This is a genomic window from Amycolatopsis thermalba (assembly GCF_023376025.1).
Lineage (GTDB): Bacteria > Actinomycetota > Actinomycetes > Mycobacteriales > Pseudonocardiaceae > Amycolatopsis_E > Amycolatopsis_E thermalba.
Map to the genome: position 1 here is coordinate 4,091,890 of NZ_CP091196.1, position 22,287 is coordinate 4,114,176.

21 protein-coding genes and 1 pseudogene are annotated in these 22,287 nt (G+C 73.0%); 10 read left to right on the forward strand and 12 right to left on the reverse strand.

Going from position 1 to position 22,287, the window contains the following annotated elements; translation table 11 throughout:
* Positions 1–28 precede the first annotated feature (28 nt).
* Together L1857_RS19695 and L1857_RS19700 are read right to left on the reverse strand one after the other, a co-directional pair.
* Entirely contained in the window at positions 29–1,027 is a 999-nt protein-coding gene (locus L1857_RS19695; RefSeq protein ID WP_249465838.1) for a zinc-binding alcohol dehydrogenase family protein, read from the reverse strand.
* Positions 1,028–1,086: 59 nt separating this feature from the next.
* Positions 1,087–2,811, reverse strand: a complete 1,725-nt coding sequence (locus tag L1857_RS19700) for a GAF domain-containing sensor histidine kinase (RefSeq protein ID WP_198958098.1) — start codon at positions 2,809–2,811, stop codon at positions 1,087–1,089.
* A 134-nt stretch (positions 2,812–2,945) separates the two neighbouring features.
* On the opposite strand from L1857_RS19700, the gene L1857_RS19705 reads away from it, so the two are divergent.
* From L1857_RS19705 to nrfD, 4 genes are all read left to right on the forward strand, one after another.
* Complete coding sequence (locus tag L1857_RS19705; RefSeq protein ID WP_094003059.1) at positions 2,946–3,374, forward strand: DUF6098 family protein; 429 nt, start codon at positions 2,946–2,948, stop codon at positions 3,372–3,374.
* Positions 3,375–3,440: 66 nt separating this feature from the next.
* Positions 3,441–6,695 (forward strand): formate dehydrogenase, encoded by a 3,255-nt coding sequence (fdh, locus tag L1857_RS19710; protein ID WP_094003058.1) that lies wholly within the window; start codon positions 3,441–3,443, stop codon positions 6,693–6,695.
* Entirely contained in the window at positions 6,695–7,585 is an 891-nt protein-coding gene (locus L1857_RS19715) for a 4Fe-4S dicluster domain-containing protein (RefSeq protein WP_094003057.1), read from the forward strand. Before fdh ends, L1857_RS19715 begins: the two co-directional genes overlap by 1 nt.
* The gene (gene nrfD, locus L1857_RS19720; RefSeq protein WP_094003056.1) at positions 7,582–8,523 is read left to right on the forward strand and encodes an NrfD/PsrC family molybdoenzyme membrane anchor subunit; all 942 of its coding nucleotides are present in this window, start codon (positions 7,582–7,584) and stop codon (positions 8,521–8,523) included. Before L1857_RS19715 ends, nrfD begins: the two co-directional genes overlap by 4 nt.
* On the opposite strand, the gene L1857_RS19725 is transcribed toward nrfD, so the two are convergent.
* A complete protein-coding gene (locus L1857_RS19725) occupies positions 8,501–9,322 on the reverse strand; it encodes an MBL fold metallo-hydrolase (RefSeq protein ID WP_249465840.1) in 822 nt (273 codons plus the stop codon). The two genes, nrfD and L1857_RS19725, sit on opposite strands and share 23 nt — an antisense overlap.
* An 85-nt stretch (positions 9,323–9,407) precedes the next feature.
* Between L1857_RS19725 and L1857_RS19730 the strand changes: the two genes are divergently transcribed.
* On the forward strand, positions 9,408–10,025 hold the full coding sequence (locus tag L1857_RS19730; RefSeq protein ID WP_249465843.1) for a hypothetical protein: 618 nt from the start codon (positions 9,408–9,410) through the stop codon (positions 10,023–10,025).
* Between the two features lie 51 nt (positions 10,026–10,076).
* Here the strand turns inward: L1857_RS19730 and L1857_RS19735 are convergent, their stop codons facing one another.
* Complete coding sequence (locus tag L1857_RS19735) at positions 10,077–11,930, reverse strand: glycoside hydrolase family 3 protein (RefSeq protein WP_116109287.1); 1,854 nt, start codon at positions 11,928–11,930, stop codon at positions 10,077–10,079.
* Positions 11,931–12,061: 131 nt separating this feature from the next.
* On the opposite strand from L1857_RS19735, the gene L1857_RS19740 reads away from it, so the two are divergent.
* Positions 12,062–12,610, forward strand: a complete 549-nt coding sequence (locus L1857_RS19740; protein ID WP_240323030.1) for a hypothetical protein — start codon at positions 12,062–12,064, stop codon at positions 12,608–12,610.
* Here the strand turns inward: L1857_RS19740 and L1857_RS19745 are convergent.
* Complete coding sequence (locus tag L1857_RS19745; protein WP_249467456.1) at positions 12,582–13,682, reverse strand: CaiB/BaiF CoA transferase family protein; 1,101 nt, start codon at positions 13,680–13,682, stop codon at positions 12,582–12,584. The genes L1857_RS19740 and L1857_RS19745 overlap by 29 nt on opposite strands.
* A gap of 153 nt (positions 13,683–13,835) precedes the next feature.
* On the opposite strand from L1857_RS19745, the gene L1857_RS19750 reads away from it, so the two are divergent.
* Complete coding sequence (locus L1857_RS19750) at positions 13,836–14,513, forward strand: hypothetical protein (protein WP_094003050.1); 678 nt, start codon at positions 13,836–13,838, stop codon at positions 14,511–14,513.
* 68 nt (positions 14,514–14,581) lie between these two features.
* Here the strand turns inward: L1857_RS19750 and L1857_RS19755 are convergent, their stop codons facing one another.
* From L1857_RS19755 to L1857_RS19765, 3 genes are read right to left on the reverse strand one after another with little or no spacing between them, the layout of a single operon-like run.
* Entirely contained in the window at positions 14,582–14,980 is a 399-nt protein-coding gene (locus tag L1857_RS19755) for a ChaB family protein (protein WP_094003049.1), read from the reverse strand.
* A gap of 58 nt (positions 14,981–15,038) precedes the next feature.
* On the reverse strand, positions 15,039–15,311 hold the full coding sequence (locus tag L1857_RS19760; RefSeq protein ID WP_094003048.1) for a hypothetical protein: 273 nt from the start codon (positions 15,309–15,311) through the stop codon (positions 15,039–15,041).
* A 9-nt stretch (positions 15,312–15,320) separates the two neighbouring features.
* The gene (locus L1857_RS19765) at positions 15,321–16,166 is read right to left on the reverse strand and encodes an SDR family oxidoreductase (RefSeq protein WP_094003047.1); all 846 of its coding nucleotides are present in this window, start codon (positions 16,164–16,166) and stop codon (positions 15,321–15,323) included.
* 95 nt (positions 16,167–16,261) lie between these two features.
* Here L1857_RS19765 and L1857_RS19770 point away from each other — a divergent pair, with 95 nt between their 5' ends.
* Positions 16,262–17,332 carry an NAD-dependent epimerase/dehydratase family protein gene (locus L1857_RS19770; RefSeq protein WP_205413155.1) on the forward strand — a complete coding sequence of 357 codons (1,071 nt, stop codon included), beginning with the start codon at positions 16,262–16,264 and terminating at the stop codon, positions 17,330–17,332.
* 216 nt (positions 17,333–17,548) lie between these two features.
* Here the strand turns inward: L1857_RS19770 and L1857_RS19775 are convergent.
* Positions 17,549–17,686 (reverse strand): annotated as a pseudogene (locus L1857_RS19775) (aminoglycoside adenylyltransferase domain-containing protein); the annotation flags it as partial.
* A gap of 324 nt (positions 17,687–18,010) precedes the next feature.
* On the opposite strand from L1857_RS19775, the gene L1857_RS19780 reads away from it, so the two are divergent.
* Both L1857_RS19780 and L1857_RS19785 read left to right on the forward strand, forming a co-directional pair.
* Positions 18,011–19,321, forward strand: a complete 1,311-nt coding sequence (locus tag L1857_RS19780; RefSeq protein WP_094003046.1) for a M20/M25/M40 family metallo-hydrolase — start codon at positions 18,011–18,013, stop codon at positions 19,319–19,321.
* A complete protein-coding gene (locus L1857_RS19785; protein WP_094003045.1) occupies positions 19,318–19,824 on the forward strand; it encodes a helix-hairpin-helix domain-containing protein in 507 nt (168 codons plus the stop codon). Before L1857_RS19780 ends, L1857_RS19785 begins: the two co-directional genes overlap by 4 nt.
* A gap of 60 nt (positions 19,825–19,884) precedes the next feature.
* Here the strand turns inward: L1857_RS19785 and L1857_RS19790 are convergent, their stop codons facing one another.
* From L1857_RS19790 to L1857_RS19800, 3 genes are all read right to left on the reverse strand, one after another.
* Positions 19,885–20,106: a DUF5703 family protein gene (locus L1857_RS19790; protein ID WP_094003044.1), complete on the reverse strand. Its 222-nt coding sequence runs from the start codon at positions 20,104–20,106 to the stop codon at positions 19,885–19,887.
* The gene (locus L1857_RS19795) at positions 20,103–21,110 is read right to left on the reverse strand and encodes a YncE family protein (RefSeq protein WP_116109279.1); all 1,008 of its coding nucleotides are present in this window, start codon (positions 21,108–21,110) and stop codon (positions 20,103–20,105) included. The genes L1857_RS19790 and L1857_RS19795 overlap by 4 nt, the downstream gene beginning before the upstream one ends.
* A gap of 80 nt (positions 21,111–21,190) precedes the next feature.
* Complete coding sequence (locus L1857_RS19800) at positions 21,191–22,153, reverse strand: aldo/keto reductase (protein ID WP_116109277.1); 963 nt, start codon at positions 22,151–22,153, stop codon at positions 21,191–21,193.
* Positions 22,154–22,287: the final 134 nt, after the last annotated feature.

Below are 22,287 nucleotides of genomic sequence, written 5' to 3' on the forward strand. Positions count from 1 at the left end.
CCTCCGATTTTCTGGCAAGGACGGGGCATCAGGGGACCAGCACCGCGGCGCCGGTGACGCGGCCGGCCGCCAGGTCGGCCAGCGCCTGGTCGGCCTGGTCGAGGGCGTAGGCGGTGGTGACGATCCGCAGGTGGTGCTCGCCGGCGAAGCCGAGGAACTCCCGCGCGTCGCGGCGCGTGTTGGCGGTGACGCTGCGCAGGGTGCGTTCCTGGAAGAGGTGGTCCTGGTAGGTCAGCGGCGGGATGCCGGTCAGGTGGATGCCGGCGACGGCGAGGGTGCCGCCGCGGTCCAGCGCCGCCAGCGCGGCGGGCACGAGGTCGCCGGTGGGAGCGAACAGGATGGCCGCGTCGAGGGGTTCCGGCGGCGGGTCCTCGGTGGCGCCGGCGGAGGTCGCGCCGAGGTCGAGGGCCAGTTGCCGGGCCTGGGCGCTGCGGGTCATGACGTGCACGGTGGCCCCTTCGGCGAGCGCGACCTGGGTGGCCAGGTGGGCGCTGGCGCCGAAGCCGTAGACGCCGAGGCGGCCGCCGCGGGGCAGGTCGGCGCGGCGCAGGGCGCGGTATCCGATGATGCCGGCGCACAGCAGCGGGGCGAGCTCGGTGGCCGAGTAGCCGCCGGGGAGCCGGTGGGCGTAGGCGGCGGGGACGGTGGTGAAGCGGGCGTAGCCGCCGTCGGCGTCCCAGCCGGTGTAGCGGGAGTCCGGGCAGAGGTTCTCGGCGCCGCGGCGGCAGTAGGCGCACGCGCCGCAGGTGCCGCGGAGCCAGGCGGCGCCGACCCGGTCGCCGGCCGCGAAGCCGGTGACGTGCGTGCCGAGGGCCGCGACCTCGCCGACGACCTCGTGCCCGGGCACCACCCCGGCACGGTGCACCGGCAGATCCCCCTCGACGACGTGCAGATCGGTGCGGCACACCCCGCACGCGAGCACGCGCAGCAGCAGCTCGCCGTCGCCGACGTCGGGGACCGCCTCGTTGCGGAGTTCGAACTCGCGGGTGCCGGGAGGCCCGGGGCGGACCACTCGCCAGGCGTGCATGATCCCAGCCTTACCGGCCCCGAGACGGCCGGTAAGGGCCGAAGGACCCTGGGCGCCGCCTAGGTGACCGGGGCGGACCAGGTCAGCCGGGTGCCGCCGCTGTCCAGGGCGGTCACCGTGCACCGCCCGCCGGCCTGGGTGGCGCGTTCGGTGAGGTTGCGCAGCCCGCTGCGGGCCACCTTCCCGGGGATGCCGGTGCCGTTGTCGACGACGTCGATGACCAGGTCGTCGTCGACCGAGACGGTGATCGCCAGGGTGCTCGCGCGGGCGTGGCGCACCGCGTTGGACAGGGCCTCCCGCAGCACGGCCTCGGCGTGTTCGGCCAGATCGCTGCCGACGACGCCGATCGGGCCGGACATGCGGACCGTGGTGCGCAGGCCGGTGTCGCCGGTGACCTCGGCGATGATCTCGTTGAGCCGCTTGCGCAGCTGGGTGGTGCCCTGCAGGCCGCCGTGCAGGTCGAAGATCGCGGTGCGGATCTCGGCGACGATGTTCTGCACGTCGTCGATCATGTCGGCCAGCCGCCGCTGGATCTCCGGGTTGCGCGTGCGCATGTGGGTGCTCTGCAGCGCCAGCCCATGGGCGAACAGCCGCTGGATGACGTGGTCGTGCAGGTCGCGGGCGATGCGGTCGCGGTCGGAGACGACCTTGAGCTCGTTGAGGGAACGCTGGTCCTCGGCCAGTTGCAGGGCGAGCGCGGCCTGGTCGGCGAACGCGGCGGCCAGCGGCAGCTGGGTGCTGTCGAACGGGTCCTGCCCGGCCTTGCGCAGGGTGACGAGCACGCCGGAGACGTAGTCGCGGGACGCGCGCAGCGGCAGGACCAGGGCGGGCCCGAACTCGTGGCTCAGGTCGAAGGTGAGGTTCTCCACGCGGCGGGGCTGGGCGTCGGTGTAGGCCGCGCCGCAGCTGGAGCCCCGGAGGGGGATCTCGCGGCCGATCAGCGGGTCGGAGTCGAGACCCGCCGACACGGTGACCGTCAGGTGGGTGACGTCGGCGGGTGGCACGTCGGGGTCGTCGGGCTGGGCGATGAACGCGTAGTCGGCGCCGGCGAGGGCGAGCGCGCGGTTGGCGATCAGGGAGAGCACGTCGGTGGGGTCGGCGGCGGCGAGCAGTTCGGCGCGGATCTCGCTGGTGGCTTCCTGCCAGCGCTGCCGCAGCTGGGCTTCCTCGTAGAGGCGGGCGTTTTCCACGGCGATGCCGGCCGCGGCGGCCAGTGCCTGCACGACGACTTCGTCGTCCTCGGTGAACGGCTGGCCGTTGTTCTTTTCGGTGAGGTAGAGGTTTCCGAAGACGTCGTTGCGCACCCGCACCGGAACGCCGAGGAAGGTGCGCATGGGTGGGTGGTGCGGCGGGAAACCGTAGGAGGCGAGGTGCTGGGACAGATCGTCGAGGCGAATCGGTTTCGGTTGCTGGATGAGCAGGCCGAGCAGGCCGTGCCCGGTGGGCAGTTCGCCGATCTCGCGGCGGGTGGCCTCGTCGATGCCTTCGTAGACGAACTCGGCGAGTCCCTCGCGGTCCTGGTTGAGCACACCCAGTGCGCCGTAACGGCAATCGACGAGGTTGATGGCGGCGTGCACGATCCGCCGCAGGGTCGCGTCGAGCTCGAGACCGCCGGCGACCGCGAGCATCGCCTCGAGCAGCCCGTCCATCTGGTCGCGGGACTGCAGCAGTTGCTCGATGCGGTCCTGCACTTCCCGGAGCAGTTCGCGCAATCGCAGCTGGGACAGCGTTTCGCGTAACCCGGCGACGGGTTGGGCCTCGTCGAAGTCGTCGGTCCCGGGCATACCAGCCAGACTCGCATGTCACCTCGGCGAACACCAGTCAAAACCCACCGTCGACAAGGGGCGTAACGGCAGGCGGTGATGACCCGCTACGCCGGGGACGGTTAACCGGAGCCGTGGCGGGGCATGTGTGCGGTATGGCGGTTGAAGACTCGTTGCCCACCCTGCGCCGGCTGGCGGACCTGGCGGAGCTGCTGATCCCCGGCGCCGTGGTGTACGTGCGGTACTCGCCGGGGCCGGAGGCCGACGCGGAGCACCCGAGCACCGATCACGAGAGCGGGCTGGAGATGCCCGGGGTGTCGGTGAACCCGCTGAACGCGCCGGGCTGGTGGTCGTTGCCGGTGGAGGACTGGCTGGCGCGGCGGATCGTGCAGTACGCGCACCAGCAGGCGGAGGGTGCGCGGCCGTGGGTGCTGACCGGCAAGGAGGTCGACTTCGGGCCGGACAACGAGCCGTTGCTGGTGGACGTCGAGCCGATCGCGTGGATCTCGGACGAGCTGGTGCGGGAGGCGCACGAGCGGTACCACTCCCGGTTGGACGCGGGGCGGGCGACGCACGAAGATTGATCGCGCGGGGTTTGCCCGCCGCGTGCGCCGGGAACGCGGGGCTGGAGAACGGGCCGGAGGTGAGCGATGGGCGTGGGTGACTGGTTGCGGTCGTGGCCCGTCTACCGGCAGCTGACCGGCGCCGACCGGCTGGGCCGGGGCAGCGCGGCGCAGTCCGCGCGGTCGCGCTCCCTGATGCCCCGCACCGCCGAGGCGGACCGGGTGGTCAACTCGGTGTGCCCGTACTGCGCGGTGGGGTGCGCCCAGAAGGTGTACGTCAAGGATGAGCGGGTCGTGCAGATCGAGGGCGATCCCGGCTCGCCGATCTCGCGCGGCCGGCTGTGCCCGAAGGGGTCGGCCAGCAAGCAGCTGGTGACCGGCCCGCAGCGGCTGGACAAGGTGCTCTACCGCGCGCCGTACGCCACGGAGTGGCGGGAGCTGGATCTGCCGGCGGCGATGGACATGGTGGCCGAGCGGGTGCTGGACGCGCGGCGGCGGGGCTGGCAGGACCACGACGAGCACGGCCGTCCGCTGCGCCGCACGATGGGGCTGGCGAGCCTGGGCGGCGCGACGCTGGACAACGAAGAGAACTTCCTGATCAAGAAGCTGTTCACGGCGCTGGGCGCGATCCAGATCGAGAACCAGGCCCGTATTTGACACTCCGCCACGGTTCCCGGTCTGGGAGCCTCCTTCGGTCGCGGTGGCGCGACGGACTACCAGCAGGATCTCGTCAACTCCGACTGCGTGATCATCATGGGCTCGAACATGGCCGAGGCCCATCCGGTCGGGTTCCAGTGGGTGGTGGAGGCCAAGGCGCGTGGCGCGAAGGTGTTCCACATCGACCCGCGGTTCACGCGGACGAGCGCGCTGGCGGACCGGCACGTGCCGTTGCGGGCGGGGTCGGACATCGCGTTCCTGGGCGGGGTGATCAACCACATCCTGTCCCACGGGCTGGAGTTCCGGGAGTACGTGCGGGCGTACACGAACGCGTCGTTCCTGGTGCGGGAGGACTTCGCCGACACCGAGGACCTGGACGGGTTGTTCAGCGGGTACGACCCGGAGACGGGTTCCTACGATCCGGCGAGCTGGCACTACGAGAGCGCGCGGCCGCGGGAGGGCGGGGGTGCGCGGGCGAAGGAGCAGTCGGCGCCGGACCAGCACGGGTCGGGCGGGCCGCCGCTGGAGGGCGGGGCGGACGAGATCGCCGCGGATCCGTCGCTGGAGCACCCGCGGTGCGTGTTCCAGGTGCTCAAGCGGCATTTCGCGCGGTACACGCCGGAGATGGTGGAGCGGACCTGCGGGGTGCCCCGGGAGCTGTTCGACGAGGTGTGCCGGGCGTGGACGGAGAACTCGGGCCGGGAGCGGACGGCGGCGCTGGTGTACAGCGTGGGCTGGACGCAGCATTCGATGGGGGCGCAGTACATCCGGGCGGGGTCGATCATCCAGTTGCTGCTGGGCAACATCGGCCGCCCGGGTGGCGGGGTGTTCGCGTTGCGGGGTCACGCTTCGATCCAGGGGTCGACGGACATCCCGACGTTGTTCAACCTGCTGCCCGGCTACCTGCCGATGCCGGACACCTCGCACGAGAGCATCGCGGACTACCTGCGCCTGGTGCGGGGTGACCGGCAGAAGGGGTTCTGGCGCAACGCCGACGCCTACCTGGTGTCGCTGCTGAAGGAGTACTGGGGCGAGCACGCCACCGCGGAGAACGACTGGTGTTTCGGCTACCTGCCGCGGATCAACGGTGACCACGGCACCTACCGCACGGTCATGGACATGATCGACGGGAAGGTCTTCGGCTACTTCCTGCTGGGGCAGAACCCGGCGGTGGGCTCGGCGCACGGGCGGTTGCAGCGGCTGGGCATGGCGAACCTGGACTGGCTGGTGGTGCGGGACCTGGCGATGATCGAGAGCGCCACGTTCTGGAAGGACTCGCCGGAGATCGAGACCGGGGAGATCGCGCCGGAGCGGTGCCGCACCGAGGTGTTCTTCTTCCCGGCGGCCTCGCACGTGGAGAAGTCGGGCACGTTCACCCAGACGCAGCGGATGCTGCAGTGGCGGGACAAGGCCGTCGAGCCGAGGGGCGACCAGCGCAGCGAGCTGTGGTTCTTCTACCACCTGGGCCGGATCCTGAAGGAGAAGCTGGCCGGCTCCGCCGACGAGCGGGACCGGCCCCTGCTGGACCTGTGGTGGGACTACCGGATGGAGCACGGCGACGAGCCCTCCGGGGAGGACGTGCTGCGGCGCATCAACGGAGTGAACCTGGAGACCGGGCGCGCGCTGAACGGCTACCTGGAGCTGAAGGCCGACGGCAGCACGGCGTGCGGGTGCTGGATCTACAGTGGGGTCTACGCCGGCGAAGTGAACCAGGCGGCGCGGCGGAAACCGCACGACGAGCAGGGGCCGTACGAGTCGGAGTGGGGCTGGACGTGGCCGCTGAACCGGCGCGTGCTCTACAACCGCGCCTCGGCCGATCCGCGGGGCCGCCCGTGGAGCGAACGCAAGAAGCTCGTGTGGTGGGACGCCGGCAAGGGCGAGTGGACCGGGCACGACGTGCCGGACTTCGAGAAGACCAAGCCGCCGGACTACCGGCCCGAGCCGGGCGCCGTCGGCCCGGAGGCGCTGCACGGGGACGACCCGTTCATCATGCAGGCTGACGGCAAGGCGTGGTTGTTCGCGCCGAACGGGGTGCTGGACGGGCCGCTGCCCACGCACTACGAGCCGCACGAGTCGCCGGTGCGCAACCCGCTGTACGGGCAGCAGGGCAACCCGGCGCGCAAGGTGTATCCGCGGGTGGACAACCCGTCCAACCCGTCGCCGCCGGAGCCGCACGGCGAGGTGTTCCCGTACGTGTTCACCGCCGCGCGGCTGACCGAGCACCACACGGCGGGCGGGATGAGCCGTCAGCTGCCCTACCTGGCGGAGCTGCAGCCGGCGTTGTTCGTCGAGGTGTCGCCGGAACTGGCCGCCGAGCGCGGGCTGGCGCACCTGGACTGGGCGCACGTGGTGACCAGCAGGGCGGCGGTGGACGCGCGGGTGTTCGTGACCGAGCGGATGCGGCCGTTGCGGATCGAGGACCGGGTGGTGCACCAGATCTGGATGCCCTACCACTGGGGGCAGACCGGCCTGGTGGACGGGGACGTGGTCAACGACCTGCTCGGCGTGGTGCTCGATCCGAACGTGTTCATCCAGGAGAGCAAGGTCGCCACCTGCGACATCCGGCCGGGCCGCCGCCCCCGGGGCCCGGATCTACTGGCCTACCTGCAGGAGTACCGCGCGCGGGCGGGGATCACCGTGGCGACCGGCACCCACCTGGACACGGCGCGGGGAGCGGAGGGGTGATGGGCAACAGCTTCTACGGTCCGCTCGACGATCCGGCGGGCGACGCCGGCCACCTCGAGCACCCGCCGCGGATGGGGTTCTTCACCGACACCTCGGTGTGCATCGGCTGCAAGGCGTGCGAGGTGGCGTGCAAGGAGTGGAACGGGGTGCCCGACGACGGGTTCGACCTGCTCGGCATGTCGTTCGACAACACCGGGATGCTCGGGGCGAACTCGTGGCGGCACGTGGCGTTCGTCGAGCAGCCGGAGCCGCCGTCGGTGGACCTCGGGATGCCGTCGTTCGACCTGCCCGGCGCGGGCGGCGGCGCGGAGAGCCGGACGGACTTCCGGTGGCTGATGAGCTCGGACGTGTGCAAGCACTGCACGCACGCCGGTTGCCTGGACGTGTGCCCGACCGGCGCGTTGTTCCGCACCGAGTTCGGTTCGGTGGTGGTGCAGCCGGACATCTGCAACGGGTGCGGCTACTGCGTGTCCGGCTGCCCGTACGGGGTGATCGACCGGCGCGAGGACGACGGCCGGGCGTGGAAGTGCACGTTGTGCTACGACCGGCTGCGCGACGGGCTGGAACCGGCGTGCGCGAAGGCGTGCCCGACCGATTCGATCCAGTTCGGGCGGCTGGACGAGCTGCGGGAGCGGGCCGCGCGCCGGGTGGACGCGTTGCACGAGGCCGGGGTGCCGCAGGCGCGGTTGTACGGGGAGAGCCCGGACGACGGCGTGGGCGGCGACGGCGCGTTCTTCCTGCTGCTGGACGAGCCCGAGGTGTACGGCCTGCCGCCGGATCCGGTGGTGCCCACGCGGGACGCGGGGTCGATGTGGAAGTACGCGGGCATGGCCGCGTCGGCGTTCGTGGCCGCCGCGGTGTCGGTCTTCTTCGGACGGGGCAGGGGATGAGGGAGCAGGTCGCGGTGCCCAGGGCCGAGTTCCGGTCCTACTACGGGCGGCCGGTGCTCAAGCCGCCGGTGTGGGAGTGGAAGATCCCGGCCTACCTGTTCACCGGCGGGTTGTCGGCCGGGTCGGCGATGCTCGGCGCGGGCGCCGACCTGACCGGCCGTCCGGTGCTGCGCAGGGCGAGCCGGGCCGGGGCGCTGGGGGCGCTCGCGGCGTCGATGTACCTGCTGGTGGCGGATCTGGGGCGGCCGGAGCGGTTCCTGCACATGCTGCGGGTGGCCAAGCCCAGCTCGCCGATGAGCGTGGGCACCTGGATCCTCGTCGCCTACGGGCCGGGCGCGGGCGTGGCGGGGGTGGCCGAGCTGGTGCCGCGGCGGTGGCAGCGCACGCTGCCCGGGCGGTTGGTGCGGTGGGCGGCGCGGCCGGCGGGGTTGTCGGCGGCGGCGATCGCGCCCGGGGTGGCCTCCTACACGGCGGTGCTGTTGTCGCAGACGGCGGTGCCGGCCTGGCGGGAGGCGCACCGGCAGCTGCCGTTCGTGTTCACCGGTTCGGCCGCGGCCAGCGGCGCCGGGCTGGGCATGGTGTGCGCGCCCGTGTCGGAGGCGGGGCCGGCGCGGCGGCTGGCGGTGCTCGGCGCGGCGGCGGAGCTGGTCGCGTCGAAGGTGATCGACCAGCGGCTCGGGCTGGTCTCGCAGGCCTACACCACCGGGAAGGCGCACCGGCTGCGGAAGTGGTCGGAGTACCTGACGCTGGGCGGCGCGGTGGGTGCGCTGGCGGGCCGCCGCAGCCGGGCGGTGCAGGTGGTGTCGGGGCTGGCTCTGCTGGCGGGCAGCGCGGTGCAGCGGTTCGGGGTGTTCGAGGCCGGGGTGGCGTCCACGAAGGACCCGCGGTACGTGGTGGTGCCGCAGCGGGAGCGGATCAGCCGGGCGAGCGGGCGCTGAGCAGGTTCGCCAGGGAGAAGCTCTCGCCGCGGGCGAGCAGGCACACGTCGGTGGCCGGGTGGCGGCGGGCGGCCTCGGCGAGGAAGTTCGACACCGGCGAGGTGAACTTGCCGTAGTCGTCGAAGTGCACCGGTACCACGTGGGTGGGGTTCATCAGCTCCAGTATCCGCCCGCCCTGCCGGTCGTCCAGGGTGACCAGCACGCCGAGCACGCGGGTGCCGCCCAGGTGCAGCACGGCCACGTCGATCTCCGGGTAGCGGCGGCGGATCCCGGCCAGCTCGTCGTGGACGATCGTGTCGCCGCTGACGTAGATGCGCAGCGTGGCGGCGCCGGGGTGCGGGGTGTACTCCCAGATGCTGCCCATGACCGGCGGCAGGATCCGGTTGAGCGGGCCGCGGGCGTGCCGGGCGGGGACGGCGGTGACGGAGAGCCGGGCGTCGCCGTCGCGGAAGGTGTCGTGGTGCCAGGTGGGCAGGGCGACGGTGGCCCGGAAGCCGCGTTTGGCCAGGCGCCGGGCGGCGTGTTCGGTGGTCAGGATCGGCACGTCGGCGGGCAGGTCCCGGCGGGCGACCCGGTCGAAGTGGTCGCCGTGCAGGTGCGACAGCACGACTCCGTCCAGCGGCGGCAGGTCGGCGACCTGCGCGGCCGGTTCGGTGCGGCGCCGGGAGACCAGGCCCTGGCCGAAGTAGGACCACTGGCCGCGGTGCAGGAAGTTCGGGTCGGTCAGCACCGTGAACGGCCCCAGCCGGACCAGGGTGGTGGCGGTGCCGATGAAGGTGAGCGAGTCGGCGGGGAACATTCGTCGGCCCCTTCCCGGTCGGTGTCCGGGTACGGCTACCCATCGGAGGACGGATGATTCGCCCGTGGCTGGGTAGCCGCCAGGTATGGCACCTCCCGTCGTGCGACCCGTGTTCGGCGCGCTGGCCCGGTGGCGGCGGGCGCGCGTGTTCCACCCGCGCGGAATCCTGCTGCGGGGCACGCTCGAGACGCTGGCACCGGACGAGCTGCCGCTGCCGCCCGGTGGCCCGGTCGTGGCGCGGCTGTCCAAAGGGGCCGGTCTGCCCGGCCGGATGCCCGACATCCTCGGCCTGGCGTTGCGCATCCCGACCGACGACGGCCCGTGGGACCTCACCCTGGCCAGCGCGAGCGCGCGGGTGCTGCTGCGCCCGGCGCGCGGGTGGCGGCGGGCGCGGTTCAGCAGTGTCGTGCCCTACCGGGTGGCGCGCGGGCTGCGGTGGATCCTCGCGTCGGTGGACGGGCCGGACGGCGCCTCGCTGGACGCGGTGGCGGCCGGGCCGGTGACGGTGACGTGCTGCGTCGCCAAGCTCACCGGCCCGGCCACCCCGGTGGCGCGGATCGTGCTGGACAACCCCCTGGGTGACGGCGAGCGCCCCAGCTTCGACCCGATGCTGCACAGCCCACCCGGCGCCCGCCTCTACCCGGACTGGCTGTCGCGCCTGCGGGAGCCCGCGTACCAGGGCAGCCGCGCGGGCCGCCGCTGACCGGCGCGCGTGACCGCCCGGGCCCTCAAGGCCGTGCTTCCCCGGGCGTGGTCAGCCCCGGCCGTAGCGGAGGCCGAACCCGTAGCGGAACAGCGGGTCCTGCCCGTCGCCGAGGTTGATCGGCTGCTGCGCTGCGCTGCGCATCCACGTCACCGGCAGCTTGCCGGTCGGGTTGTAGTCGCCGAACAGCACGTCGGCGACCCCGCCGCCTTCGGTGCCCGGCAGCCACGACGCCAGCAGCGCGTCCCAGCCGGGCAGCTCCGCCGCGATGTCCAGCGGCCGGCCGGACACCAGCACGACCACCACCGGCACCCCGGAGTCCTTCAGCCGCTGCAGGGTCGCCAGGTCCTCGGCGTCCAGGCCCAGGCCGGCCGGCCGGTCGCCCATGAACTCCGCGTACGGCGTCTCGCCGACCACCGCGACCGCGACGTCGTAGCTGCCGTCGATGCCGGCGCCGCCCCGGTCGTAGGTCACCGTGCCGGCGCGCGCCTTGTCGCGGATGCCTTGCAGGATCGTGGTTCCCGGTGTGATGGGGCCACTGGAACCCTGCCAGGTGATCGTCCACCCGCCGCTCTGGTTGCCGATGTCGTCGGCGTTCTTGCCGGCCACGAAAATCTTCTGGCCGCCGCGGTCCAGCGGCAGCACCCCGCCGTCGTTCTTGAGCAGCACCTGCGACTCCCGCACCGCCTGGCGGGCCAGGGCCCGGTGCGCCGGGCTGCCGACCGTCGAGGTGTAGTGGCGGTCGGTGAAGGGCCGCTCGAACAGGCCGAGCTGGAACTTCTTGGTCAGGATGCGGCGGTTGGCGTCGTCGACGCGGCTCATCGGCACCCGGCCCGCCTGCACCTCGGCGCGCAGCGTGTCGATGAACTTCACGTAGTCGTAGGGCACCATCACCATGTCCACGCCCGCGTTGATCGCGGCGCGGACCTCCTCGGCGGTGAAGCCCTCCTGGCCGTCGATCTTGTCGATGCCCTGCCAGTCCGACACGACGAACCCGGTGAAGCCCAGCTCGCCCTTGAGCACGTCGGTGACGAGGTAGCGGTTGGCGTGCATCTTCACGCCGTTCCAGCTGCTGTAGGAGATCATCACCGACCCGACCCCGCGCTGTACCGCGGCCCGGAACGGCGGCAGGTGGATGGCGCGCAGCTGCTGCTCGGTCAGCTCGGTGTTGCCCTGGTCGACGCCGCCGGTGGTGCCGCCGTCGCCGACGTAGTGCTTGGCCGTGGCCAGGATCGAATCGCGGCCGGACAGGGACCGGCCCTGCAGGCCGTCGATGATCGTGGACATCGACGAGACCAGTTCCGGGGTCTCGCCGAAGGACTCGTAGGTGCGGCCCCAGCGGTCGTTGCGGGCCACGCACAGGCAGGGCGCGAAGTCCCAGTCCACGCCGGTGCCCGAGACCTCCTCGGCCACCGCGTCGCCGATGCGGCCCACCAGATGCGGGTCGCGGGTGGCGCCCAGGCCGATGTTGTGCGGGAAGATCGTCGCGCCGTGGACGTTGTTGTGGCCGTGCACGGCGTCCACGCCGTAGATGATCGGGATGCGCAGGGGAGCGGTCAGCGCGGCGCGCTGGAACCCGTCGTACATGTCGGCCCAGGACTGCGCGGTGTTCGGGGTGGGCACGGAACCGCCGCCGGACAGCAGCGACCCGAGCCGGTGGGTGGCGATGTCGGCGGGGTCGGCGATGGCGCTGCGCTCGGCCTGGGTCATCTGGCCGAGCTTGTCGTCCAGGCTCATGCGGGACATCAGGTCGGTCACCCGCACCGCGACGGGCTTGCCCGGGTCGAGGTAGGCGGGTCCGCGCTGGAGGGGCGCCGCCGACACCGAGGTCGCACCGGAGGTGAGTGCGACGGTGGCGGCGAGCGCGGTGAACAGGGATCTCCGGCGAACAGATCGGGGTCTCATCCGTGGTCCTCCTTGACACATGGATTTGTTGCCGCGGGCAACTTAATGGCCCGGGTGTAACCTAGCCCACACTCCGGCGAGAGGTCCAGACCTCTGTCCGGCCTACGACTTCCGTCGGTAGGTTGGACGGCATGGCAAGGCCGAACAGCACCGTCGTCGTGCTCGCCGGCTCCGGCAGCGAGAAGGTCCTCGCCGGGCTCGACGGGCTGGCCAACGTCCGCGTGGCGTCCTCCGGAGAGGCGGCCGCGCTCGTGGGGCAGACCCACGCCGCGTACGTGGTGCACGACCGGGATCCGCTCGCCGGGGTCGCCGACGCCTGGGCCCGGTTCTTCGACCGGCAGGCACCACCCGGCACCCTGGAGGTCGCGATCGAGACCGCGGTGGCCGACCTGCGCCGGGGCGCCACGCTGCTGCCCGACTACTACCTCGTCCTCGACCCGGAATCCCTGCCCGCCACGGGGAAGCACTGGTGGCTGGGCGTGCTCGCGGGCGCCGCGCCCAGCCGGGTCGTCCCGGCCGGCCGACGGTGCCCGCCGTGCGGGAAGCGCTCTCCCGGCTGCCGTCCGGCCGGTGGTGGCCCGACGACGTCGAGACCTGGCTACGCGACCTGGTCCGCGTGGTGCCGGACCAGGTGGGGCTGCCGCGGCCGGCTCAGGCCTGAACGCCCCAGTCGCGGATGACCTCCGCGGTGTCCGCGCCCGGCGTGGCCGGCGGCGCCGGCTCCGCGTTGGCCGTGCGGGAGAAGCGCGGGGCGGGCGCGGCCTGCGTCCCGCCGTTGATGTCCCGCACCGAGCCGCGCGCGGCCAGGTGCTCGTTCTCCGCCGCCTCGGCGAAGGACAGCACCGGCGTCACGCACGCGTCCGTGCCGGCGAACACCGCCGTCCATTCGTCGCGGGTGCGGGAGGCGATGACCTCGGTGAACCGCTCCCGCAGCTTCGGCCAGCCGCCGCGGTCGCCCTGCGCGGGCAGGTCCGCACCGTCCAGGCCCAGCCCCTTGAGCAGCTCGGCGTAGAACTGGGGCTCCAGCGCCCCGACCGCGATGTACCGGCCGTCGGCGCACCGGTAGGTGTCGTAGTAGGGGCAGCCGGTGTCGAGCAGGTTCGTGCCCGGCTCGTCGGCCCACGCGCCCTGCGCCCGCAGCGCCCACACCATCTGCAGCAGCACGCTCGCGCCGTCGACCATCGCCGCGTCCACCACCTGGCCGCGCCCGGAACCCGCGCGCTCGACCAGCGCCGCCAGCACCCCGGTGACCAGGAACATCGAGCCGCCACCGAAATCGCCGACCAGGTTCAGCGGCGGGATCGGCTTGCCGGCGGTGTCACGCACCGCGTGCAGCGCGCCGGTGAGGGAGATGTAGTTGATGTCGTGACCGGCCCGCGGCGCCATCGGGCCGTCCTGGCCCCAGCCGGTCATGCGGCCGTAGACCAGGCGCGGGTTGCGGGCCAGGCAGTCCTCCGGCCCGACGCCGAGCCGCTCGGCCACCCCCGGCCGGAAGCCCTCCAGCAGCACGTCGGCCTTGTCGATCAGCTGCTGCACCAGCCGCTTGCCCTCGGGGGTCTTCAGGTCGGCCGCGATCGAACGGCGGCCGCGCAGCACGTGGTCCCGCGCCTGCGGCGGCAGCACCTGCAGGCCACCGGAGGGCCGCTCCACGCGCACCACGTCCGCACCGAGGTCGGCGAGGATCATCGCCGCGTGCGGTCCCGGGCCGATGCCCGCCAGTTCCAGCACCTTGATCCCGGCCAGCGGCCCCATCGGCGCTCCCCACTCGTCGTCGTGCAGTGCCCCGGATTGTGCCAGGCGCGCCGGGCGGGCGGGTGTGGCGCACATTCCACCGCCACCCGGAACCAGGCGCATCATGGAGGCAGGGCGCTCGCGCCGGGCGCCGCCGTGGTGAGGGAGCAGCCGATGCCCTACCAAGACCTGGGAGCGTTCATCTGGCCCATCATGGTGCTGATCTGGGTGCTGGCCGCGTCCTACTCCCGCGCGGCGATGCACCAGCGCTGGCAGGCCCGCGCGCACCCCGCGCCGTCCCGGCCACCCGGACGGCCCGTCGACGCCCCCGACGCCGCCGAGTCGCTGCGCGCCCTGTGGGACGCCGCGCGTGACCGGTACGCCCGGATCGCGGGGGAGTACGGCGACTACGAATCCGACCCGAAGCAGGTCCTGCGGCGGCCCGCGCTCGCCGATCCGGCGGTGCCCTCGACCAGCCGGTTCATCGACGCCTTCCACGAGGCCATGGCGCTGCACACCGAGAGCTACCCGCCCACCGAGGTGGCCCGCAAGTACGTCGCGGCCACCGAGAACGCGGAACAGGCGTGGCGGGCGGCCTGCGAGGCGGCCGACAAGCTGCGCGCCTCGCGGTTCACCACCGACGAGCGGGCGCTGATCAACCAGGGCATCAAGCTGCTCGAACTGGCCGAGGGCGCGGCAACCCCGGCCGAGCAGGAAGCCGCCTTCGCCGCGGCCCGCCAGGTGCTCACCAAGCTCGAACGCAGCGCCGGCACCCGTCTCGACTGGCGGGTCCCCCGCCCGGCCCGCCAGACGATCGACCGGCACGGGCGCCCGCCACTGCCCCCGGCCTGAGCGCGGCCGGGCATGACGAAGGGCCCGGCCGGAGCCGGGCCCTTCCTCAACCAGTACCTGCCGGACCGCTACCGGCGAGCCTTCGCGGTCTCCCGGTCGTTGGCCTTCTGGATCGCCTTGACCAGTTCGTTCTTGTTCATCGACGAGCGGCCCTTGATGTCGAGCTTCTTCGCCACGTCGTACAGGTGCTGCTTGCTGGCCGAGGCGTCCACCCCGCCGGCGGTCTTCGCCGGCTTGCGGCCGGCGCCCCGCGCGGCTTGCTTGTCCGACGGGCCCTTGCGGCCCTTCTCCTCCCAGTGGTCGCCGACCTTCTCGAACGAGTGCTTCAGCGACGCGTACGCCGTCTGGTGCGCGCGCCGGCCCTCGCCGTAGGTCTCCACCGCCGAATCGTGGGTCTTCACCCACGTGTCCTGCGCCTTCTTCGACGACCGCTTCAGCGTGCTGGGCAGGGCCTCACGTCCAGGCATCGGAGCACCTCCTGTCGCCTCTCGTGCCTGGCCGACGGTTTCCCGGGACGCCCGTACGTCAAACTTCGCCGTCCTCGACCCGCAACGCCTGCTGCTCGGCGCCCCCGGCCGGCCGGCGGCGGCCCTGGTCCTCACCGATCTCGGTGCCCTCGGCGTCGATCAGCTCGTTGGACCGGTCGGGCGCCGACACCTGCTCGGCCGCGGCCTCCGAATCCGGTTCGACCGCCCGGTCCGGATCGGTCACCCGCCAGGTCACCGGGTCCTCCAGCGGCTCCGGCTCGGCGTCCAGCTCCAGGTTCTCCTGCTGCTCCGACACTGGCTCCTGCGGCATGGTCCCTCCTCAGCCCGGCAGCGTCTCGCCGCCGAGCGCGGCGAGCACCTCACCGGTGTAGTACGACGACAGCTGGCCGGACGCGAAGAACACGAACGACGGCGCCAGCTCGTCCGGCTGCGCCGCCCGCCCCATCGGCACCTGCTGCCCGAACTTTTCCACGTGCTCGCCCGACATCGTCGCCGGGATCAGCGGCGTCCACACCGGACCCGGCGCGACCGCGTTGATCCGCACGCCCCGGCCGGCCAGCGCCTGCGCCATCGCGTAGGTCCAGGCGATCACCGCGCCCTTGGTGGCCGAGTAGTCGATCAGGGACTTGTTGCCGCGCAACCCGTTCACCGACGCGGTGTTGATGATCGACGAGCCCTCGCCCAGGTGCGGCAGCGCCGCGTGCGTCACCCGGAAGTAGCTGTGGATGTTCACGTCGAAGGTGCGCATCCACTGCTCGTCGGTCAGATCCTCGGGCGAATCCAGCTCCTGCTGCGTGGCCACGTTGTTGACCAGCACGTCCAGCCCGCCGAACTCGCGCACGGTCTCGTCCACGATCGTGCGGCACCGCTCCCGCTCCCCGAGGTCGCCGGGCAGCAACAGGCAGCGCCGGCCCTCCTTGCGCACCAGCTCCGCGGTCTCCTCCGCGTCGGAATGCTCCTCCAGGTAGGCGATCGCCACGTCGGCGCCCTCCTTGGCGAACGCGATCGCGACCGCCCGCCCGATGCCGGAGTCCCCGCCGGTCACCAGCGCGCGCTTGTCGCGCAGCAATCCGCGCCCGGTGTAGCCGGCCATCCGGTCCCGCGGCGCGGGCTCCATCTCGTGCGTCACGCCCGGCGGTTCCTGCTGCTGGGGTGGCTGTCCCATGCGCACTCCTTCCTCATCTGCCCCGAGGTGTCCCCGATCCCGGCCGCACCAAACGCGACGGTTGACGCCCCGGCCCGCCGGGTATCCGCGTGCGCATGAACTCGCCAGTGAGCAAGGGCCTGCGCGTCGTGGTCACCGGCGCCAGCGGCAACGTGGGCACCAGCACCGTCCAGGCGCTCAGCCGCGACCCGGCGGTGGCGTCGATCCTCGGCGTGGTCCGCCGCGAACCCGAGTGGAGCGTGCCGAAGCTGCGGTGGCGCACCGCCGACCTGGCCGAGGACCAGATCGCCCACCTGGTGCGCGACGCCGACGTGGTCGTCCACCTGGCGTGGCTGTTCCAGCCGACCCACGACCCGGCGCTGACCTGGCGCGCCAACGTGCTCGGCGCGATCCGCGTGTTCGAGGCCGCCGCCCGGGAGCACGTGCCCGCCCTGGTGTACTCCTCGTCGGTCGGCGCCTACTCGCCCGGCCCGAAGGACCGCCCGGTCACCGAGACCTGGCCCACCCACGGCTGGCCCGCGGCCGCCTACCCGCGCGAGAAGTCCTACCTGGAGCGCTACCTGGACGGGTTCGAGAAAACCAATCCCGGCGTGCGGGTCGTGCGGCTGCGCCCGGCGTTCGTCTTCAAACGCGAAGCCGCCTCCGAGCAGCGCCGCCTGTTCGCCGGCCCGTTCCTGCCCGGCAGCCTGGCCCGGCCGTCGCTGATCCCGGTCATCCCGGACGTTGCCGGCCTGCGGGTGCAGGCCGTGCACTCCGCCGACATCGGCGAAGCGTTCCGCCTGGCGGCGCTCACCGACGTGCGCGGCGCGTTCAACATCGCCGCCGACCCGGTCATCGACGCCAACGCACTGGCCCGCCTGCTGGGCGCCCGCACCGTGCCCGTGCCCACGTGGACGCTGCGGGCGGCGGTGTCCGCCGGCTGGTACGCCCACCTGCTGCCGGCCTCACCCGGCCTGCTCGACACCGTCCTGCGGCTGCCGATCATGGACACCACTCGCGCCCGCGAGGAACTCGGCTGGATCCCGCGCCACGACGGCCTCGAGGCGATCGGCGAGTTCCTGGCCGGTCTGCGTGCCGGCGCGGGCATGAACACCCCGCCGCTGGCCGCCGACTCCGCGGCAGGCCGCATCGGCGAGATCGGCACCGGGATCGGCTCCCGGCCCTGACTCAGGCCCGCAGCCGGCCGATGTGGGCGAGGACCTCGTCCACGTGCGGCCGCACCCGCGCCCGCAGGTCGGGAGTCCAGCTTTCGTCCGCGTAGTGGCGGGTGTGGTACAGATCGCGGGCGTGCGCCAGCACGGGGCGGTGTGCCGGCGGGAGACGGCGAGGGCCCAGTCCGCGGCGGCCTCCTTGGACTTGATCTCGCCGGTGGACAGTGTCGCCCAGACGCGGGCGAAGGTCAGCACGACGTTGCGGGTGTCGTCGTCCAGTTCGGCGAGCAGCTCCGGGATGCCCGCGACGCTCGCCCGGACCTGGTCACCGGCCAGGACCATCGTGAGCACCACGGCCAGGTCCGCCATCGGGCCGGGCCGGGGAGGCCCGCTCGCTTCCAGGTCGTCCCGCAGCCACTCGCCGTAGAGGAAGTCGCCGGACGGCGGGAACCGCCAGGGACGGATCTCGGACTGGACGACGACGGTGAGTTCGACCGGCCGGGCTGCGGTGGCCGGAGCGGAGATCTCCAGCAAGCCCTCCAGCAGCGCCCGCCGCTGCCGCTGGTCCAGGCTCCGGCGCACACCGGAACCGTGGAGGTAGACGCCGAGCAGCGCCGCGCCGGTGACGTCGCGGACGAGCCCGACGGCCCGCTCCAGCTGATCTCGCACCCGCGTGATGATAGGAATGGCGGCGTGAGCATCGAGATCGCGGCCGACGAAGCCGTCACGCTGACCAGCGAGCTGATCCGCATCGACACCACCAACACCGGCGACCCGGACACGCTGGTGGGGGAGAAGGCGGCAGCGGAGTTCGTCGCGGAGAAGCTCACCGAGGTCGGCTACGAGATCGACTACGTCGAGTCCGGCGGCCGCAACCGGCACAACGTGATCACCCGCCTCGCCGGCGCCGACCCCAGCCGCGGGGCGCTGCTCGTGCACGGCCACCTCGACGTCGTCCCCGCCGACGCCTCCGAGTGGTCGGTCCACCCGTTCTCCGGCGCCGTCCAGGACGGCTACGTGTGGGGCCGCGGCGCCGTCGACATGAAGGACATGCTCGGCATCATGCTGGCCCTGGCCCGCCACTACAAGCGCGAGAACATCGTGCCGCCGCGCGACATCATCTTCGCCTTCCTCGCCGACGAGGAGGCCGGCGGCAAGTTCGGCGCCCAGTGGCTGGTGGAAAACCGCCGCGACCTGTTCGAGGGCGCCACCGAGGCGATCAGCGAGGTCGGCGGCTTCTCCATCAACCTCAAGGACGACGTGCGCACCTACGTGGTGGAGACCGCGGAGAAGGGCATCCGGTGGATGAAGCTGCGCGTGCGCGGCACCGCCGGCCACGGCTCCATGATCCACCGCGACAACGCCGTCACCAAGCTGTCGGCCGCGGTCGCGCGGCTCGGTCAGCACCGGTTCCCGCTCGTGCTCACCGACTCGGTGCGCGAGTTCCTCGCCGGCGTCACCGAGATCACCGGCTGGGACTTCCCCGAGGACGACATCGACGGCGCCGTGGCCAAGCTCGGCAACATCTCCCGCATGATCGGCGCGACCCTGCGCGACACCGCCAACCCGACCATGCTCACCGCCGGCTACAAGTCCAACGTCATCCCCTCGGTCGCCGAGGCCGCCGTGGACTGCCGCATCCTGCCCGGCCGGATGGAGGCCTTCGACCGCGAGCTGGACGAGATCCTCGGCCCGGACATCGAGAAGGAGTGGATGGAGCTGCCCCCGGTCGAGACCACGTTCGACGGCGCGCTCGTGGACGCCATGACCGCCTCCATCACCGCCGAGGACCCCGGCGCGAAGGTGCTGCCCTACATGCTCTCCGGCGGCACCGACGCCAAGTCGTTCCAGACGCTGGGCATCCGCAACTTCGGGTTCGTCCCCCTGCAACTGCCCGCCGACCTGGACTTCTCCGGGCTGTTCCACGGCGTGGACGAGCGGGTGCCGGTGGACGCGCTCAAGTTCGGCACCCGCGTGCTGGACCGGTTCTTCCGCGCGTCATGACCACCGCGGCGCAGTTGCGCAAGACGGCGGGATCCCTCCCGGAGGCGGTGGCCGACGGCGGCGCCTTCACCGTGGGCGGCGTGGTGTTCGCGGCGCTCGCGGACAAGCAGGCGGAACTGCGGCTGCCCGCCGCGGAGGTGGCCGAGGTGCTCGCCGCGCACCCCTCCGCCACCCGCGTGCGCGGCGGGGTGCGGGTGCCACTGGCCGACATCAACGGGCAGCAGCTCAACCACTGGGTCCGGCGCGCCTGGCTCGCCCACGCGCCCGAACCGCTGGCCGCGCGGGCGCGGGCCGCCGAGTCCGCGGAGCCCGGGACCGGTGACCTGCCCCGCGCCATCGGCCGCCCCGCCACCCGCGCGCTGGCCGACGCCGGGATCACCACACTCGACCAGGTCGCCGCCCTGACGGAGGCCGAGCTGCTCGCCCTGCACGGCATGGGCCCCAAAGCGATGCGCATCCTCCGCGAGGCGCTCGCCGAGACGGGCCGCTCGCTCGCCGGCTGACGCGGGGCGGGCAGCGCCAACGCCGCCACGCCCCCGCGGAGGCGGCGCCACGCCGCTCGGTCAGATCAGGACCTCGGGCAGCGCGGTGGCCGGCTGGCGCTTGCGGCGCAGCCACACGCGCCGGGTGCCGTCGGAGTAGAGCCGGACCGTCGACAGCTCCCACCCGCCGTACTCGGCGTTGATGGACAGCTGCGTGGCCGCGGCCCGCCGGGAGACGCCGGGTGGCAACTGCAACCGGCGGTACTCCCAGTCCTCGTCGACCACCGCCTCCGGGTGCTTCATGGCTGGATCACCTGGACCCCTTCTCCCGCCGCGGAGCCGACGACCACCCGCCCGCTCCGCTCCTCGACGGTAACCGAATTCGGCTGCCGGACCGCCGGGAAACGGTACTTCTCGACCGGTTCGCCGCCGCGCACGTCGAACCCGACGACCTCGTTGCGCTCGGTGAGCGTCACCCACGCCAGCGCGCGCTGCGCGTCGTAGGCGAGGCCGTACGCCCCGCCGGGCACCGGGTACCGCTGCCGCAGCAACAGCGGGCCGGTGGAGAACGCCAGGAGGGCACCGGCGCGGGTGTCGACCACGAGCACCCGGCCGAAGGAGTCCGCGACCGCGTGCGTGGCGCCGTCCCCGGCGCGCAGGCCCTCGGCGATCGTGCCGCCGTCGACGTCCACCGCGAACACGGCGGTGCGCAGCTCGTCCAGCACGACGGTGTGCCCGCCGGCCCGCAGCACGTCGTCGGCGCTGTAGAGCTGGCCCTGGATGGTCTTGGTCAGCTGCCCGCCGGTGAACACGTCCACGGCCTTGCGGTCCCGCACCGCGACCAGCGTCCGGTCGCCGTCGACGACCGCGCCGGCCGGCTGCCCCGCCACCGCGAGCGTGCTCACCTCGCCCCCGGGCAGCGCGATCCGCGCGACCTGCCCGGCCGCGGGCAGCGTGGCCAGTAGCACCCCGCCGGACACGCGCAGCTGCTCGACGCGCCCGGCCACCGGCACCCGCACCGGCGCGGCCGCCGGATCGGCGGACCGGTACAGCAGCACGGCGTCCGGAACGGCCACGGCGAGTGTCCCGGTGGCCGGGTCGGCGGCCAGCGCGGTGACCTCGGCGGAGGGGATCACCGTGCCCGCCGGGGCGGCCGCAGGCGGGGGCGACACCGGCGCGGTCGCCGCGACCGGGTTGGCCACGACCTGCAGGGTGTCGGTGGATTCGGTGGACTGCGACGAGCACCCGTTCAGCACCAGGGCGCAGACCAGCGCGACACCGGTCCCGACGGTGGCGGAGGAGCGCACAAGACCTCCGGATCGCATTCCTCTGTTGCCTCCAGCATCCCCTGAAAACCCCGCCGCGTCACGTGCCATCCACCTCACGGTCACTTCGTGCCCCGCTCGGGGTAACCGAACTCGACGGCGCTGACGTCGTCCAGCGCCGAGGAGATCGCGACCGGCAGCGCGATCTCCTCCGCCGCCAGCGACCCGGTGAGCTGCCCGGTGTCGCGCGCCCCGACCACCGGCGCCACCACACCCGGCCGGTCCCGCACCCACGCCAGCGCCACCACCAGCGGAGACACCCCCAGCCCGTCGGCCGCGGTGGCGACCGCCTCCACGATCCGCGCCGCCCGTTCGGTGCGGTGCTGCTCGACGTAGCCGGCGTACTCGGCCGACGCGCCCCGCGAGTCGGCCGGCGTGCCGTGCCGGTATTTGCCGGTCAGCACCCCGCGGCCCAGCGGCGCCCACGGCAGCACGCCGAGCCCGTGGTAGCGGGCCGCCGGCACCAGCTCCCGTTCCACACCGCGCTCCACCAGCGAGTACTCGGCCTGGCTGGCGACCAGCCCGGCGGGCCGGGCCGCCGCGGCCGAGGCCAGCTGCCAGCCTGAGTAGTTGCACACCCCGGTGTAGCGGACCTTGCCGGAGGTCACCGCGTGGTCCAGTGCCGAGAGGGTTTCCTCCAGCGGCACCGAGTCGTCCCAGGCGTGCAGCTGCCACAGGTCCAGGTGGTCCACGCCGAGCCGCCGCAGCGACCCCTCCAGCGCGGACAGCAGCGCGCCGCGGGAGGCGCCACCGCCGAACGGCCCGTCGGTGCGGCGGGCGACGGCCTTGGTCGCCACGACGATCTCGTCGCGCGGCACCAGGTCGCCCAGCAGCCCGCCGAGGATCCGCTCGCTCTCGCCGCCGGAGTAGATGTCGGCGGTGTCGACGAGCGTCCCGCCCGCCTCGACGAACGCGACGAGCTGGCTGGCCGCCTCGTCGGCGTCCGTCTCCGCGCCCCAGGACATCGTGCCGAGCGCCATCCGGGAGACCCGCAACCCCGACCTGCCGAGCTGTCGCTTCTGCATACACAGAGGGTAACTGCGGCGCGGAGCGCCACCGTTGAGGGTGGCGGCGGGCGACGGGAGGGCGTAACGACAGTACCGTAAACAACTTGACGAAGGCGGCTCATCGAGTGACGCGGGCCGCCGATAGCCTCTCC